The organism is Thiomicrorhabdus immobilis (assembly GCF_021654855.1).
GTDB classification, from domain to species: Bacteria; Pseudomonadota; Gammaproteobacteria; order Thiomicrospirales; family Thiomicrospiraceae; genus Thiomicrorhabdus; species Thiomicrorhabdus immobilis.
The window spans coordinates 2,131,572-2,148,833 of the sequence record NZ_AP024202.1 but is presented as its reverse complement, the minus strand read 5'-3'; the positions used below and the strand labels follow the sequence as shown (position 1 = coordinate 2,148,833).

The window sequence follows — 17,262 nt, the reverse complement described above, 5'->3', positions numbered from 1 at the left end:
ATGTTTAATTTGTTCTTTGTTTTTATATTTTCAATGTTTCTGAATTTGCTCTAAAGACCACCTTTTCTTGAATTGCATCACCCGTTTAGGCTACATAATTTATGGGTAGAAAGACTTATTATATTTGATGAGGAAAGTTCCTGGATTAGCTTGCTCAAAATATAGTTAAAGTCTTGGAATTTAAAAATCAGAGTAAAGAGGTTTATAAGATGAAATTACAGAAGAGATATTTAATTATCGCCATGGCTACCGCTATGGGGGTAAGTGGTAACGCCATAGCCGCTGATGAAGCGACTACACAAATGCATTTCGATACACCACAGAGTTTATCGAATGATCAGTCACCTGATTTGGGAATGGCGTTTAAAGCGAAGTTGGTGCGTTTAGGTAATGGCATGTTAATTAGCGCTTTTGGTGATGGTGTTGATGCAAGCAAGGTGGTTTATGACCTTAAAAGTGATGAAGAACGCCCTGCAAGAGACATTTTTGTGAGAACTTGTGCGAGTGCAACAGTTGATTGTGGTTCTGAGGCTAATTGGAGTGCACCTGTTAATGTTTCCAATACCGTAACACAAACGAGTATCAGTACCGACTGGGATGGTGAAAGTGTCGATGGTACAACCCGCAAGCCATACTGGGGGGATTCAGATAAGCCTAATATCGCAAATGGTGGTGGTAACTTAATGCTTACCTGGGTGGATAAGTATTGTGACGGTGGTAATCAGCGAACAGTCACTTATGTAACACGAGATAATCGTGAGATTCCATTCAGTTGTACTTACGCATCTTATTCAAGTAATGGTGGTTTGGCATGGTCCGCACCAGTGCAATTGAGTGATGGGTCGCGTGATGCTAAGCAAGATGCGAGTAAAGTCAACTCAATGGGTAAATCGGTTATTACGTGGCAAGAAGACCCTCTTGGATTACAGATTGGTTCTGCTGATGGACCTGGTGATGGTGCATCTGGTGCAACGGCATCGCATGGTACAGATGTTTGGTATACCACCACAACCTTTGAAGCAACTAAGTGGGAAGATGAGGCTCATACGATTCCTATAGCGGGTAAACCGACCGGTTTTGCAACGGGGGCACGTTTAACCGATAACGCCACAACTACATTGTCAGGTGACAATAGAACAGTCAAGGATATTGCTGGCAATTTAGTTGCAGCAGATCAAATTGATGGTGGGCAGACGGCGGCAACACGAGCTAATAACGCATTGGTCGGCTCTACGGTTGTGGTGACTTATGAAGAGACTAAAGGCTCTGAAGAGATTGAGTACGGTAAATATATCCGTTATCACAGTTTCCCTTATTCTACCAATCCGTCAGCGGTGACCAATCAGGCTGGTTGTGTGATTTCTAACCCGGAAGAAAATGCTCGAAGAGTACGTTTTGTGCCACAAGCTACACCAGGTTCAAGTGGTTTGCAGATGGGTATATTCTGGAAAGAGGGTAAATATGACCAGGGTGGACCATCGGATATTATGGTTCGTTTACTGAAAAATGGTGTTGCTTATACCAATATGGTGCCTGCGGTAGCGGCTAATTGTGAGACTTCTGATTATGCGGTATCGTCAACTTTGGTGAACGCTCAGGCAATCAATATCAGTAGTAACACGGAAACGGGCGGCAACCTGTCCGATACCACGGAAGCAAATAATGCTGAGAATGCTTTGGCTCACCGTGGGGCGATTGTCGGTGATGATCTCTATATCGGTTACTCTTATACCAATGATTGGGCGTTGGCGACTTACACCAATTTGAGAAACTATGATTTCTGGCTTCGTCATTATGATGGTGTAACGGATACTTGGACACCTCCACGTAATCTGTCAAACCTACCATCTGATGTGAATGGTGATGGTGTGACAATCAAACCATTATCGGTTAGAGAGCCTAGATTTGTAAAAACACCTTATTCAGCCGTTGCAGAGGATAATTACAATCCGGATGCCTTTGTGGTTGCATGGGGTACACAGACCAATGTGGCTTCTCACTTGGAAGACCCTGTTGACCAGGATATCTATTACACCCGTTCGTTTGATAAAGGTGTTACTTATGAGCCTGTTGTTAGGGTTGATAATCCAAATAACTTGTCGCGTTTTGAGTCACAACTACGTCCGACTCCTGATGGTCAAACTGTGTATGCGGTTTGGAATGAGCAGTCGGTAAGTGGGGTAGACGCTATTTTGGCTAAAGCGATTTCAGGTGAAGTGACTGGGGAGTTCCCATATATTCCTCCTTATATTCCACCAACACCAACAACAGGGGACACTACGGTTGCCTCTAGTGGTGGAAGTGCAAGTCTCTTTGGCGGCATGTTAATGCCTGCGTTGATTGGGTTGTTTATGGGGTTAATAGGCTTCTTTGGATTACGCAAAATTCAAAAATAGTCTAGATTAAATACTCCTGAGTACTAAAAAGCACGCTCTAATTAAGTTAGGGTGTGCTTTTTTTTGTATCTAATTCTTTGTTATGTAAGGTTTTTTTATTTGTATAAGTAAATGCTTATGCATGGGTATAGAAATATTTATATTTACATGTAATAAATTTACATTTAATATTATTTCCGAACAAAACAGGTTTTCTTAAACCCAGGAGATTTTATGAAATTTACTATCAAAACACTTTTTGCCATCGCTTTTACCGCTTTAACTTTTAACGCTTTAGTGAGTAGCACGGTTTCTGCCGATGAAATTATCGTAGAATCAACATCGCTTGATTCAATCTCTGTTGAAGAAGAGCACGGTATTCTATTCATGCGAGAGGAAGAGAAGTTAGCGCGTGATGTTTATTTAACGCTTTATGATATTTGGGGATTAAGCATTTTTAAAAATATCGCGAAGTCAGAACAGACTCATACCGAGACGATTAAAGCGTTGATTGAAAAATATCAATTAGCGGATCCCGTTGTAGATGATACGGTGGGTGTGTTCACTGACTACCATTTTGTAGAAGTATTTGAAGCCTTGGTTGCCAAAGGCAGTGAGAGTTTGGAAGGTGCTTTACAAGTAGGTACTGAAATTGAAGAGTTGGATATTAAAGATATTGCGGAAAGCATTGCGGTTGTTGACGGTAATGATGATGTGGTGAATGTCTATTCTGAATTGATGAAAGGTTCACGTAATCACCTAAGATCTTTCTGGGATGTGTTAACCAGCAACGGATTTACTTATGTTCCGACTCATATCTCGCAAGAAGAGTTTGATGCAATCATTAATTCGCCAATGGAAACAACCAATTTAAAATAAGTTTAGATTCGATTGGTTGAAATAAAAAAGGGGCATAAAGCCCCTTTTTTTATGGGTGGTTTAGGGTTGATGTGAATGAAACAATGATGAGCTATGACTTTTTTATTATTGTTGTCACTTAGCGGTTACCGTTAACAGCTCATCCCAGCGTGTTGTATAGCGTGCCGACATTAAATTACGATTCATTTTCCAGCTCTGATTGTGCAAACCGCTACTAGCAAGTTTGAGTGTGTTCTTTCCCATCTTTCGATTGATATTATCAAGCGTTTTCATTAAGTTGTCTGATTTAGGGTTGCCTGAATATTGTGGGTTGGGGGCGAAGAGGTCGGTTTGCAAGCTCTGTTTCTCTTGTATGTTTAGCAGCATGACGCTGGCTTTTTGGTATTCATAACCAGGGCGCCAAATTTTTTGTAATGCACGCAATGCCACTTTGGTCAGCAAAATAGTGCTGTCTGATGGGTAAACCAACGGAATGGTCTGTTGATTCCGGTATTGTGGTAGCTGGGTTTGATAGGGCGGGGTGGTTATGAACACACTGATGGCTTTGCAAGTGCCGTGTTGTTGACGAAGTTTTTCGGCCGCGGTCGCGGTATAGCTGCTGACCGCTTCACGCATGGTGTTAAACTCTGTAACATTGCGGCTAAAAGAGCGAGATGAAACGATGTTTTGCTTATTGCCCGGTATCTCTTCAAAGCTTAAGCAGGCCTGCCCGTTTAACTCTAAAACCATACGTTCGATATTGACGGAGAACTTTCTTTTAAGCGTTTTCTGGTCTAGACAAACCAAGTCGTAAACGGTGTTGATGCCTGCAGCATTAAGCTGTTTATTAAGGCGTTTGCCAACCCCCCAAACTGCCCCCACCTTTATTGTCTGATAAAGTGTGTTACGAGTGTGTTCGGAAAGCTGGCTTAAATCGAATACGCCATGACAATCCGGTAGTTTTTTGGCCAGATGGTTTGCCAATTTGGCTTGGGTTTTCGAGCTGCCGATTCCAACCGCCACTGGGATTCCAATCCATTGCAAAATGCGCTCTTTCATTTGGGTGGCATGTTGGTTGAGGCGCTGTTTGTCAATCCCGGTAAAATCTAAAAAACTTTCATCAATTGAGTAGATTTCTTGGCGACTCGCAAACTGGGCGCTGATTGCATGCATGCGTTGGCTCATATCTGCATAGAGTTCGTAGTTTGAACTAAATACGGCCGTATCGAAACGTTTTAATATTGGGGCAACCTTGAAAAAAGGCTGAAACATCATGCTATCGGCCGTGGCCGCATAATACCCACCTTGACCTAAACTATTGGGTTTGACATGCTGTAAATCTAAGTTCTTCGCTATTTGGTTGGCTGCCACAATGCAGCCATCGTTATTAGAAAGCACGACAACCGGCCGGTTTACCAGGCCTGGTTGAAAAGCGATTTGGCAGGACGCGTAAAACGAGTTACCGTCAACTAAGGCATAGGTTGGCATCGGATGCATCTCAATGGGTTGTGTTTAGGGCGATATGCTTAAGGTTGTTTGCAATTATTTTTGGTTATGGGTTATCGGTGAGATTAGTATATAATTTAAATCTTGAAAATTGTAACAAAAAAACAAAATCCAATTTTAATCTCAGTCAAATAGATGATTCACGTGAAACACGGGCTCAAAGCAAAGAGAGAAATCATGACACAAAAAACAGATAGCTCGGTTGGCTCTATCTCACACGGGGGCGTACGCGAAGGGGCGGGACGTAAAAAGGGCACGGGTAAATTCGGTGAACCGACCAAAGTGATGCGAGTACCACAGTCGAAAGTGGCGCAGATCCAGGCGTGGTTGAACTTACAGAATAAGCCTAATGCGGGTAAATCGATATCCCCCTCTAACCAATCGCGATTTGATTCGCCTTTTGCTTGGTATTTGCCAGAGGAAGAAGCCGAAGTGGTTGAATTACCTCTGTATGCTCATAAAGTTGTTGCAGGTTTTCCAAGCCCGGCAGACGATTATATTGAGGCGCGTTTGGATTTGAACGAGAAGTTAATCCGTAATAAAGAGGCGACTTTTTTACTCTCGGTTCAAGGCGATTCGATGAAGGATGCGGGGATTTTAGATGGTGATATCTTAGTGGTGGATCGCAGTATTCAGCCACAAGATGGCAAAATCGTGATTGCCGCTTTAGATGGCGAATTAACGGTAAAGCGTCTATCGATAAAGTCAACGGGTACTTGGTTGGTGCCAGAAAATGACAACTACCCTCCTATTTTAGTGAGAGAGTCATCCGATATTTTGATTTGGGGTGTGGTGACGGCAACCATTTCACAATTTTAATAGCGTGGATTTGGGACTGATTTTTTAAGTGCCGAGTAAGGTGAAAAAGCTCTAAACAGATTACGATACTTAAAGATAGGCTGGGAATTTTCAGCGTGTTTTTTTGAAAAAAATTGGTATTGGAGACGAAAAAGATTAAAAAATCCATTAAATAAATAAAGGGATTTGCAACAAGACTGAAAAAGGTGCAGAATCTAACTCTAAATAAATATTCTATCTGTGCAGTAAGGCAAGTTTTTTAAAATGTATTTTTGAAATATTTGCCGAATTCAAAACTTAGGCTTTGAACCAATCTATGACTTTTTTTAAAACAACCAAGACATTAATTTTTGGTACTTTTTTGACAATAATTCTAGTCGCTACTGCACTGTATTGGCTTTATGCTACCGCTAAAACCCAGCTCTATAATGACGTGCTCTCCGCACACTACAAAACCCTTGATTATGATATCAATCGCTTGGTAGAGAATCGCCGTGAAGCTTCTATGGCGATTGCTTTAACACTTTCTGAAAACAAGCAAGTGCGTGATTTTATCTGTGAACACTGCACGCCAGAAACTCAATCGCGCTTAAATTTCGATGCTCTTTTGGATGAGTTGGCATTGCATACCCACCATAGTGGGATCTGGATTCAGATTTTAGACCATCAAGGCATCAGCCGCTACCGTAGCTGGACAGATAAGGTGGGCGATTCATTGGTGAATGCACGGCGTGATGTGCAAACGATGTTGCAGACTCCGCAAATTACCCAAAGTATGAGTGTCGGTAAATTCAGCTTAACCTTTAAAGCCATGGTGCCCTTGTTGGATGAAAATCAACAGCTTATCGGGATTGTTGAGGTGGTATCTCATATTGCCCCATTAACGGTGCGCTTGAAAGAGGCGCAAGGTGTTGATTCGGTCATTTTGGTCGACAAACGTTATCGGAAACAACTGACTAAGGCGTATACGGGATTGTTTGTAAACGATTACTATGTGGCTAATGCCAATGCATCCAAAAGTGAAATGAGCTATTTAGAAACGGTTGCAAGTCAAAGGTTTTCTAAGATGGAGCCGGTTTGGGTTGATGACAATAAAGTCATTACGCAACATCCTATTCAAGATGATAGTGGTTTGGTGTTGGGTTACTGGTTTTTGTTTGCTCCTGAGAAAAACCTGGATTTAGTCGAGATGCAACAACTCAAAAGTCGATATTTGTACACGGCCTTGGTGATTATGCTTCTAAGTCTTATGTTGATGCTGTTGTATATTTTCAAAAAACGTTCAGATATAAGTTCAAGCTATTACCGAACCATATTGGATTCGGCGTCGGAGATTATCTTTGTTTCGAATCTTGAACGTATTTTGGAAGCAAACCAGCAGTTTTTTGAGTTTTATTCCAAATTCAATTCTATTGATGAGTTCCTTAGATATTACGATTGTGTGTGTGACACTTTTGAAAAACAAGAGGGCTATCTGCAGCGTGAAATGGAGGGTGTCTTTTGGTTGGAGTATGTTTTAAAACATCCTGATGATTTGCATAAAGTCGTGATTAAGAAAGATAGTCAAACCTACTATTTTCAAGTGAAAGTAGCGCAGATTCAACTGTACGAAACCCCTTTGTACAGTGTCATCATGCACGATATCACCAGCCAAGAGCTTTATAAAAAGCAGTTGGAGTTTTTATCACAAACCGATACCTTGACGGGGATTTCTAATCGACTGGTCTTCAATCAAACCCTTGTACAAGAGGTTCAGCGTTCGCACCGTTACCACTCCGATTTGTCATTGCTCATTTTTGATATCGACTTTTTTAAGAATATTAATGATAGCTACGGGCATGAGGTCGGAGATCAGGTATTGATTACCTTGAGTGAAGAGGTTGGTAAGTTATTGCGTGAAACGGACGTGTTCTGTCGTATTGGTGGAGAAGAATTTACCATTATTATGCCTGAAACAAATCTTCACGATGCCGAGCAAACGGCGGAACGTTTGCGTAAGGCGATAGAGGAATTGCCGCAAAGCACTTTGCCAACCCAATTAACGGTGAGTTTTGGTGTTGCCGCAATGACTCGTTGGGATAATGATAAAACTCTTTTGAAACGAGCGGATCAAGCGCTTTATCGTGCTAAAGAAAATGGTCGAAATCGTGTTGAAATCGCTATTGAGTTAGATAATCAAGCGCATTTAAACTTTAACAAGCCAATAAACTAGCTCAATATTAACGCCGTTCAATCTAAACATTATTGATTCATACTCAGTATAATAGCGGCAATTTCAATAGAGCCTTTCTTTCCCTTACCTATTTAAAAAGGAAACCGCATGAGCGTTTTACCAAGTCATTTAAAATATGCCGAAACTCACGAATGGGTTTATATCGATGAAAAAGGTATTGCCACGGTCGGCATAACCGATTTTGCCCAAGAATCTTTGGGTGAGTTGATGAGTGTGACTTTTCCTGAATTGGGAACCGATATTGCCGCAGGAGAAGAGGCGATGTCTTTAGAATCGGTTAAATCGGCATCTGATATTTTTGCCCCTGTAAGTGGTGAAATTATCGAAATCAATGAAGCTTTGGAAGATGATCCGGAATTGATTAATGAAGAGCCGTATGATGGTGGTTGGTTATTTAAAATCGCAGCACATGATGAAAGTGAGTTAGAAGATTTGCTTTCCGACGAAGAGTATCAAAAGATGATCGACGGCTAATCAGGCCACCGGTATGGATTACATAGCGATTTATCAAATAGTTTTTAAAGGGGTTTAACCGTAAATTGAATTAAGGTTAAACCTCTTTATGTTTTTAATTAGCGGTTTTTAGCCACCGAGATTTTTAGCTTGATTTAGCCTGGCATTGATTGATGTCAATTAGCCGAATAGCAGTACTTTACATAAAAAGAGAACCCAAGATGTTAGCCAGTTTACGATTAAAAAAGAATGAAGAACGCCGTATTAAACAAGGCCATGTCTGGGTTTACAGTAATGAAGTGGATACACAAGCAACGCCGTTAAAAGATTTTCAGCCTGGTCAGCAGGTGATTGTTGAAGCTTCTAATGGTAAGCCACTCGGTATGGGTTACGTCAACCCAAATACCTTGATTTGCGCACGTATTTTAAGCCGTAGCGCTAAGGTTGAACTTAATATCAAGTTTTTGAAAAAGCGAATTCAAGCCGCACAAGATTTACGTGAAATTCATTTTGACCAACCTTTTTACCGTTTGGTGTTCGGTGATTCTGATGGTTTACCAGGCCTGGTGATTGACCGCTTTGGCGATGTGTTTTCGGTGCAGATCACCACGGCCGGTATGGAAGTGGTTAAGGACGATATCATCCAGGTGTTAGAGAATCTCTATCACCCACAGGCGATTGTGATGAAAAACGATACCGCTAGCCGTACTTTAGAAGGCTTGCCCTTGTATGAAGAGGTGGTGTTGGGTGAACTGCCTGAATCGATTGTGATTACTGAAAACAATACCTTGTTTGAGATTCCGGTAGAGAACGGCCAAAAGACCGGCTGGTTTTACGACCACCGTTGTTCACGTCAGCGCTTGCAGAAGTTGGTGAAAGGTAAACGTGTTTTAGATGTGTTCAGCTACTTAGGTGGCTGGGGTGTTGCGGCGGCTAACGCCGGAGCCGAGGCGGTGACTTGTGTCGATGCTTCTGAATTCGCCTTGGATGGGGTTGACCATAATGCCGCTCTAAACGGGGTGGCTGAAAAAATGACCACCATTCAAGGTAATGCGTTTGATGTATTGAATGCGTTAAAAATGGAAGCCGAGAAGTTTGATGTGGTGATTGTCGATCCGCCCGCTTTCATCAAACGTAAAAAAGACTTTAAACAAGGTTTTGAAGCGTATCGTCGTATCAATGAATTGGCGATGCGTGTATTGGAAAAAGACGGTATTTTGGTTTCGGCTTCGTGTTCACATCATCTGACTCGTGACAACTTGTTGCAAGCGGTGCAGTCGGCTTCACGTCATATCGATCGTAATGTACAACTGTTTGAACAAGGCCACCAAGGGCCTGATCATCCTATCCATCCGGCGATTCCGGAAACAGAATACATCAAGACATTGTTCTTTAAAGTTTCCGCGAGTTGGTGATTCACTGTCGATTTAGCGAGCAAGCGCGATGAAGTCCCCCGTATTGTTGACGGTTACCGATCGTAAGCAACAGCAACTGGCTAAATTTTGCTATTGGGATGAGTTTGAGCAACAGTTGTATATCGATGCACGTAAACTCTTCCCTAACGAAGGGGTGGTCACGATTATCGGTTGGGATAACATGATGCTCAATGCACAGGACATCCCCGATTATCCGAGTTATTTCAAAATCATGGGCTGGCCAAACCAGCCGCAATTCTCAGATTGGCGTAAACAGATTCCGAAATGGGTGCAAGACAGTTGTGCCTTGTTTCCTTCTCACCAAATGACCTTATTACATTATGCGGGTAAGTATCCCCAAGTATTGGAGTTGCTCGACCATGCTCCTATGCTGGCTTGGCGATTGATTACCTCCCGTCTAGAAGAGCCAGAAATTGTCGCGCTGTTGTCGGGTAAGCGTTCGCAAATCGCCGCTACGGTGGGTTGGCCTGGTAAGGCGGAAACCATCAAATTCTTAACCAATTTGCGTTTGCGCTGGGTCAATAACGAGATTGCCGAACAGATTGAGACTTGTTTGTTGGACGAGCAACGCTTGAGTGCCTTGCAAGCACTTCCTAGAATCAATTCGATGGCGTTGTCTTTGGCGGCACGTTTTCCAGAGTTGATTGGCAGTAAATTGCATCACGCTTTGGCGCAGTTGCCGTGTCGACCTATGCAATGCCAAAGCATGGTCGCCTTGCTTGAAGATGCTTATAGAGCAGCGGAGTTTTTACGACTGCAAGAAAATATTGTCGATAAAATCGGTCAGTGCCGCTATTTGGTAGAGGTTTCCGAACTCTACCAGGCCTGGTTGGATTTGGCGGTTAACCAAGCACGCCATGAAAAAATCACCCAACATGCGGCCACCCAGCAACACTTACAGCAACGTTTAACGGCTGAGCCGCAAGCTTTGCATGGTTTGGATGATTGGATTGCGTTAAGTCAAATCCAGCAGCATATTTGGTTGACCGAATATGATGTGAATGAGCAAGGTGCTGACAAAGGGGTTTTGCTTGCTTGGAAAGATGAAGAGGGGGTTTGGGCCGCATTAACCTATTCGCATTTACCCGACAGTCCGCAAGCGATTCATAAGACGATGGAAATGCATTCGGTTTTACGAGTCAGGGGCTTGGAAAATAGATTGCCAGGCGCCAAGCAGCTTTCAACCTTACATCTCTGGCAAGCTAGCCAGTTACGGCAAGAATAACGAAATCACAAAAGGGCACTCCAACGCACTTCATTGGCATTCCCTAAGCTCATTCTCTGAAAACTCTGAACTCACTCCATAAACTCCGCTCTAGCAGCAGCGTTTTTTATATCCTCAAGAACACCTAGAGCGTTCAAGGCCTTGGCACTCTTTATTACAAGGGGAAGCTTGGTGTGTGTATTTTGCTTTAGGGTAAAACAATATATTTAAGCAGGCCAGGTCAATTTCAACTCTTGATTGTATTGAAGGTTGGTTATTGAAAGTTCGTAGAGAAAAAATCCCCCTCTGTAAGCAATCGTGATTTCACTTAGCGTAGAGGGCGTTAAAAGATTTCATTGTTTGAGCGGAGCGAGTTTTGAAATCTGAGCCAACAAGCTTAGTGAAATAGATTGTGGCTGTGGGGTGTCTTTTGTTTGGTTACTTTATTTGGACAAGCAAATAAAGTGACGGGAAGCCTGTAGATAAAACCCTAAGACCTATAAATATCAAAAAGGCTTCTCAATCATTGATGAAAATTTAAATTAAATAAGATACTACCTGGTCAAGTCGAATCATGATATTGACAGGAGAAGAACTTAATAGTTATGGGCACTGGAAAGTTTAGGTTTTGTTTATGTTATTAAGACCTGGTCTTTTTAAAACTTTCGTGACTTAAAGGTTAATAAACTGACCAGGCCTGGTAATAACTAATCTTGAATGATTTGTTCTGAACCCATTAAATCTTCATAGGTTTCACGCGGACGGATTAACCAGGCCTGGTTATCTTTGACCATGACTTCGGCCGCACGTGGACGAGTATTGTAGTTTGAACTCATGGTGAAACCGTAAGCACCAGCGGATTTAACCGCTAATAAATCCCCCGCTTTTAAGTTAAGGGTACGGTTTTTACCTAAGAAGTCTCCCGTTTCGCAAACCGGGCCAACCAAATCCCATTGGGCTTCTTGACCATCGGTTCGAGGAACAACCGGCACAATATCTTGATAGGCCTGGTATAAAGCCGGGCGAATCAAATCGTTCATGGCCGCGTCAATAATCGCAAAATTCTTATGTTCAGTTGGTTTTAGGTACTCCACTTCGGTGACTAAAACACCCGCATTACCGGCAATGGCACGGCCCGGTTCGATAATCACTTCAATACTCGGGTCATTCAGTTTGGCCAATAAAGCCTGAATATAGTCTTTGATTGGCGGAGGGGTCTCATCAGTGTACTGGATTCCCAAGCCTCCTCCGAGGTCGAGATGATGGATATCTATGCCCATTTCGGCAAGAGTCTCTTTTAGCGCCAATACGCGCTCAAGCGCATCTACAAAAGGCGTTATCTCGGTAAGTTGGGAACCAATATGACAGTCAATCCCGATTGGGTTGACGTGTGAACAGGCACAAGCATCGGCATACAGTTCTGGTGCGGTATTGATGTCTACCCCAAACTTATTGTCTTTAAGCCCGGTTGAAATGTACGGATGGGTTTTCGCATCCACATCTGGATTGACACGAATTGAGATATTGGCGATTAAATCCATCTCTTTAGCAACCGCTTGAATACGGTCCAATTCAGCGTGTGACTCCAGGTTGAAGCAGCGGATGCCCACTTCTAATGCACGGCGAATCTCAGCAGATTGTTTCGCCACGCCCGAAAAAACCACCTTTTTAGGGTCGCCGCCCGCTTTTAAAACGCGTTCCAGTTCACCCAACGAGACGATATCAAAGCCTGCGCCTAATTTGGCCAGTACATTTAAAACCGCAATATTCGAATTGGTTTTTACCGCATAGCAAACCAGGTGTGGTTGAGTGCCAAAAGCGGAATCGAATGCCAACCAACGGTTTTCAAATTCACTGCGTGAATAGATGTAAAGTGGGGTGCCAAATTCTTTTGCTAAAGATTCGATACTGACGTTTTCGGCATAAAGCCCGTCGTTTTTATAGCTAAACGCTGGTGTCATGATTTTTCCTGTTGCGATGGGGTTTCAGTAGGCAGTAAACGTAATAATGCACTGTATTCAATATGGTTGGATTGTGTAAGTGCCGAACTGGTTTGGCTTTTAGGCTCTTCAGGTAAATATAGAGGGCCTTTTTTGCCACAAGCCGAAAGTAGTATTGAACAGCAAATGACAGTTACAAAAAGAGATTTTGACGTAATCGGCATACTGAATCCATTATCCTGGGGGGTATACCAGGGGCTGTATAATTGGGTAAAGAGTCACTGCAAATCAAAAGCGGGCAGTGAGTCAGTTTATTTAGTTGGCTTATTTTAACAGAGCGCGTTAAATAACTCATCATCCAAACCCATTTGCCGCATAACTTTTTAATAAGGTTTTATAAAGTCATTTACGCGTTTACCAGGCCTGGTAAAATCTGTTTAATTGGAATAAACAACGAGTACAGCATGAATAAGAATTATAACTTGGCCGATTTAGATCCGAGTATTGTTGTGGAACCTGCGGTTAAAGCGAATGCCGCGGTGATTTGGTTGCATGGACTAGGCGCGGATGGTCACGACTTCGAAAACATTTTGCCGCAATTAGGTTTGCCTAATGACCATGCGATCCGTTTTGTTTTCCCGCATGCACCGGTACAACCCGTCACGGTCAACGGTGGAATGATGATGCGTTCTTGGTATGACATCCTATCAATGGATATTGCAGATCGTGTAGATATTAACGGGGTTGAGCAATCAGCCAATGTGGTGAATGATTTGATTGCCGAGCAGATTTCTCAAGGGATTCCAGCTCAAAAAATTGTCCTAGCGGGGTTTTCTCAAGGAGGGCTGGTGGTTTTGCATGCCGGGTTGAATTGTGATGAGAATCTTGCCGGTATTTTGGCTTTATCAACCTATTACCCTGAACCGTGTTTTAATGAAAGTTCGCTTAGAAATCATGCTTTGCCTATTTTCATGGCTCATGGACGTTATGATCAAGTCATTCCTTTATCAGTTGCCGAGGATTCAAAAGCCTTTTTAGAGTCAAAAGACTTTTCGGTTGACTGGCATAGTTATCCAATGGAACATAGTGTTTGTATGCAGGAAGTTGAACAAATTTCCGCGTGGTTGCAAACTCGGCTTCTTGAGTAAAAGTTCAAGCCAGAATGTCAGGTAGGAGCGCATTATGACCAATCAACAGCAGTGTGAAGCCTTTTTTGAAAGCCGTAAAACGCTGATTCTGAGCACAGTGGATTCAAAAGGGGGGCTTGAAACCAGCGTAGCGCCTTTTGTTTTCCATAACGGAAAGGTGTTTATTTTTGTCAGTGAATTGGCTAAACACACCCAAAACCTATTGTGGCTGATTGAGCAGAATCAAACATTAACAAATAACCGCCTACCGGGCCTGGTAGGCGGATTGTTGCTTGCCGATGAATCTCAGACCGAACAATTGTTTGCCAGAGAGCGTATGACGTTACAATTACTGGCGAGTGAGGTCGATAAACATAGCCAGCAATATGCGGAGTTATTAGAGCTTTTTCAACAGCAATTTGGCGAAGTGGTGGAATTGTTAAGCGGTTTAAGTGATTTTCACATGATTGAGTTGGCCATACAAAATGGCGGTTATGTGAAAGGGTTTGGTCAGGCTTTTGCTTTTGAAAACAATCCTTGTAGCGGGTTGACTCCCATTACTCGAAATTGACTAGGAATTAATTTGCAATCCATTAGCATTCAATCGGGAATTTTTGTTTATGTCTAACGCACGCCGTTACTTTCGCTATGATGTGATTTTGCCAATGCATCTTGAACCTGTTGACCGTTATGGGAAACATTTAAGCGCAGGACGTAGGCAGCTTATCTCGTTGGTAGAGGAAGAACATCTAAAAGAACTGAATGCCCAGTTAAATGGCTGGCTAGATAAGGTGTTTGATGCCAGTTCGAATGCCTTGTATGTTTTTTATGTATTGAATCATCGTCTCAATTTCATGTGGTGGTTGATTGAGCATTTAATGGAATCGAATGATCCACGTTTGGCGCATGACTACAAATTTAGAAGCCGAGAGGATAATAAGTTTACGCCTCCTTCGAGTAAAAAATCTAGCTCGGTCGGGCCTCTGATCCTAGCTCTATATCAACAGATCGGTGAATATGTGGATGAGCTTCAAACCGTTATAAAAGAGAGTGTCGATGGCAAGATTTTCATTTATTCAAAAGCGTCATTAGAGCTTTTTGATGATAAAAAGTATGTGAAGAACTTGGATGAGTTAGCTAATAATGGAGTTTTGCCGGCTAAAGTTTTGCGCTTGATGGTGGATAAGCTCAATCTACAAGCGACCGTTTTAGAGCGGTTGAAAGAGGCTTATCGAGAGATTTCAAGCTCAGGTAATTGGATGAATTACCGGGTCAACTTAAGTGCGGGTGGCTTTAGCTTTTTATCAACTTCACCTCATAAAATATTCAGTATTATGGATGTTTTTATGGAAATTGATGGTGAGGTTTTAATTTGCCGAGGTAAAATCATTTCTCAAAAAGAGTCTAATGATGAGCTACATCCCTATCGCATAGGGGTCGAGTTTGATTTGTTAACGGCGGAACAAGAACAGAAAATCACTTTATTTGAACAGCGTAAAGAGCTTAAAGACTCGATTCTTTCGGTGGCTTTACCCTATTGATGGATGCTCTGAAGCATTGGGGGTATTTGGCTTACGAAGCGAGGTTATGTTGAATACGTAAGTTGGCTTGTTTGATTTGTATCGCTGTTTTAACCCAATCGGCAAAAATAGGATGTTCAGATAAGACAGATTGGTATAAATCAATCGGGTTGTTTGACGGTAATCCACGTGCATAACAGGCAACTTCTATGAGTTTGTCGATATAGCGGTTGGGAAAATGAATCTCTATTTTAAAATAACTGACCTTAGTAAGGATTACGGCATTAAGAACCGCTATCCACTGTTCTTGAGATAAACGAAAACGACTAGCTAAAAATTCCGAAGGCCCTTCAAGTCGGTATGTGAGCATATCTTTGAGGCTGGCATAACGAATAAGGTCAGTAGCCGCCTCTCTTACTGAGATAGGGAGGACATCCATAAAACTTGCGTCAACGTCGTGATTACTTCCTGGCATCTTCTATTTTATTCTCGTCTGGATTGAGTGGTTTGTTGTTTATAAAAAACTCATTATGAGTATAAAGCAAATTTCATGCACTCTTTGACTTCTTGCTTTTGAATTTCTTGCTGTAAATAATCCTGGTCTTTTCCATTGGGAAATTCAAAGTTAATCGCAATCCGTTGTGTATGGTTTTCATTATCCTCTCTAAGATCAACTACGCTACCATCAAAATTAATGGCCCGGTCATCATGTTCAAAGTAGAGAAAAACATCAACTCTGGAGTATAAATCGAATTTTTTCGGCAAATGAACCGCTAGTCCACTTGAACTTACGTTTGCTACCCTTAAAGGCCATTCCTGTGGAAACTGTTTGAGATAGTTGTCATCGTTTATTTGACGGTAAACATTGAGGTAGGCTTCTAAAAATTCAGAAAGGTGTAACATGGCTTGGATTAATGGAATCTTAGCGAATTTTTCTTGTTGAAAAACGGTCATCATCTCATCCTGTTTAAAACCAATTGGTAGGTGGCCTTCTACGGAAAAGTGTTCGGGAGTCGATGAGTTGATGCTATTCACCATACGTTGCAAATAGCTTAAATATTTCTCTTCTATTAAAGAAAGATATTGGAAGGTTTTGGGTGAAGAGGCTTGAATGCCGTGAATGGAATGAAAGCCTTTAAGTTTGTCATTGACCTTGAGCCAATAACCCATATCATTTTTTGGATTAATGCCTTGAGAGATGTTTTTAGCGCATTCGCCAAAAAACTCGATGTCTTCAATAACGTCGTTAAATATCTGTGTAACTAAAGTGCTTTGTTCTTTGATTTTTTCAACCGATCGAAGTGTGTCGAATCTACGGGTTTCAATCATATTCACTAGCGGGGTAGGAAAGTAGTCTGCTCCGGTTGCATAAATTTCTCTATCTTTAATAGGAGAGCTTGGCACGATAAAGTAGCGTATTGGCATGTCAACCCGGTGAAAACGTCTGCCATTGCCTTTTCTAAACCATTTGTTCATGTAAATTACCGGAACCCTAAAAAGTGTTTAACTTCTTGGTATTCTAAATAATTTGTACCGGAATTGATAGCGGTTTAATCGGTTTGTCAATCCACTGAAATTCGGAGCCTTTACTGACTTGATGGCAGCTGGTTGAGCATTTGCCCGAAGAGCAACTTCCTGCGGTGATGTTTTGCTTTAGTTCCTGAATATGCCCTTGCTGCAACAAGGGTTCCATTAGTCCAATAGCCGCCGCTTCATCAATGTCGAAATGCTGTTGAATATCTAATAAAGTGACCCGTTGATGGCGTTTAATGTATTTTTTTAAATCCAATAAAATCATACAACATGCCCCAA

The 17,262-nt window shown here is 42.0% G+C and carries 16 protein-coding genes; 10 read left to right on the top strand and 6 right to left on the bottom strand.

What is annotated here, in order from left to right:
• Positions 1–209: 209 nt before the first annotated feature.
• Both L6421_RS09800 and L6421_RS09795 read left to right on the top strand, forming a co-directional pair.
• Positions 210–2,396: a choice-of-anchor O protein gene (locus L6421_RS09800; protein ID WP_237261615.1), complete on the top strand. Its 2,187-nt coding sequence runs from the start codon at positions 210–212 to the stop codon at positions 2,394–2,396.
• A 213-nt stretch (positions 2,397–2,609) separates the two neighbouring features.
• The gene (locus L6421_RS09795) at positions 2,610–3,254 is read left to right on the top strand and encodes a DUF2202 domain-containing protein (protein WP_237261614.1); all 645 of its coding nucleotides are present in this window, start codon (positions 2,610–2,612) and stop codon (positions 3,252–3,254) included.
• A 114-nt stretch (positions 3,255–3,368) separates the two neighbouring features.
• Here the strand turns inward: L6421_RS09795 and L6421_RS09790 are convergent, their stop codons facing one another.
• Complete coding sequence (locus tag L6421_RS09790) at positions 3,369–4,721, bottom strand: Y-family DNA polymerase (RefSeq protein WP_237261613.1); 1,353 nt, start codon at positions 4,719–4,721, stop codon at positions 3,369–3,371.
• Between the two features lie 195 nt (positions 4,722–4,916).
• On the opposite strand from L6421_RS09790, the gene L6421_RS11555 reads away from it, so the two are divergent.
• From L6421_RS11555 to L6421_RS09765, 5 genes are all read left to right on the top strand, one after another.
• Positions 4,917–5,558 carry a LexA family protein gene (locus tag L6421_RS11555; protein ID WP_237261612.1) on the top strand — a complete coding sequence of 214 codons (642 nt, stop codon included), beginning with the start codon at positions 4,917–4,919 and terminating at the stop codon, positions 5,556–5,558.
• 340 nt (positions 5,559–5,898) lie between these two features.
• Complete coding sequence (locus L6421_RS09780; RefSeq protein WP_237261611.1) at positions 5,899–7,749, top strand: sensor domain-containing diguanylate cyclase; 1,851 nt, start codon at positions 5,899–5,901, stop codon at positions 7,747–7,749.
• A 108-nt stretch (positions 7,750–7,857) separates the two neighbouring features.
• Entirely contained in the window at positions 7,858–8,244 is a 387-nt protein-coding gene (gcvH, locus tag L6421_RS09775; protein ID WP_237261610.1) for a glycine cleavage system protein GcvH, read from the top strand.
• A gap of 200 nt (positions 8,245–8,444) precedes the next feature.
• Positions 8,445–9,638 (top strand): class I SAM-dependent rRNA methyltransferase, encoded by a 1,194-nt coding sequence (locus tag L6421_RS09770; RefSeq protein WP_237261609.1) that lies wholly within the window; start codon positions 8,445–8,447, stop codon positions 9,636–9,638.
• Between the two features lie 28 nt (positions 9,639–9,666).
• Positions 9,667–10,884, top strand: a complete 1,218-nt coding sequence (locus L6421_RS09765) for a hypothetical protein (RefSeq protein ID WP_237261608.1) — start codon at positions 9,667–9,669, stop codon at positions 10,882–10,884.
• Between the two features lie 686 nt (positions 10,885–11,570).
• Here the strand turns inward: L6421_RS09765 and lysA are convergent.
• Both lysA and lptM read right to left on the bottom strand, forming a co-directional pair.
• A complete protein-coding gene (gene lysA, locus L6421_RS09760; RefSeq protein WP_237261607.1) occupies positions 11,571–12,824 on the bottom strand; it encodes a diaminopimelate decarboxylase in 1,254 nt (417 codons plus the stop codon).
• The gene (lptM, locus tag L6421_RS09755; protein WP_237261606.1) at positions 12,821–13,027 is read right to left on the bottom strand and encodes an LPS translocon maturation chaperone LptM; all 207 of its coding nucleotides are present in this window, start codon (positions 13,025–13,027) and stop codon (positions 12,821–12,823) included. The genes lysA and lptM overlap by 4 nt, the downstream gene beginning before the upstream one ends.
• 240 nt (positions 13,028–13,267) lie before the next feature.
• Between lptM and L6421_RS09750 the strand changes: the two genes are divergently transcribed.
• Genes L6421_RS09750 through L6421_RS09740 form a run of 3 tightly spaced genes read left to right on the top strand, consistent with a single transcriptional unit; the run spans position 13,268 to position 15,471 of the window.
• Positions 13,268–13,951: an alpha/beta hydrolase gene (locus L6421_RS09750; RefSeq protein ID WP_237261605.1), complete on the top strand. Its 684-nt coding sequence runs from the start codon at positions 13,268–13,270 to the stop codon at positions 13,949–13,951.
• Between the two features lie 34 nt (positions 13,952–13,985).
• Positions 13,986–14,501, top strand: coding sequence for a pyridoxamine 5'-phosphate oxidase family protein (locus tag L6421_RS09745; RefSeq protein ID WP_237261604.1), 516 nt, complete (start codon positions 13,986–13,988; stop codon positions 14,499–14,501).
• 49 nt (positions 14,502–14,550) lie between these two features.
• A complete protein-coding gene (locus L6421_RS09740; protein WP_237261603.1) occupies positions 14,551–15,471 on the top strand; it encodes a PilZ domain-containing protein in 921 nt (306 codons plus the stop codon).
• A 31-nt stretch (positions 15,472–15,502) separates the two neighbouring features.
• On the opposite strand, the gene L6421_RS09735 is transcribed toward L6421_RS09740, so the two are convergent.
• The 3 genes from L6421_RS09735 to L6421_RS09725 are packed head-to-tail and all read right to left on the bottom strand — an operon-like array spanning position 15,503 to position 17,248.
• A complete protein-coding gene (locus L6421_RS09735; protein ID WP_237261602.1) occupies positions 15,503–15,925 on the bottom strand; it encodes a hypothetical protein in 423 nt (140 codons plus the stop codon).
• A gap of 53 nt (positions 15,926–15,978) precedes the next feature.
• Entirely contained in the window at positions 15,979–16,926 is a 948-nt protein-coding gene (locus tag L6421_RS09730) for a PilZ domain-containing protein (RefSeq protein ID WP_237261601.1), read from the bottom strand.
• Positions 16,927–16,969: 43 nt separating this feature from the next.
• Entirely contained in the window at positions 16,970–17,248 is a 279-nt protein-coding gene (locus L6421_RS09725; protein WP_237261600.1) for a FeoC-like transcriptional regulator, read from the bottom strand.
• Positions 17,249–17,262: the final 14 nt, after the last annotated feature.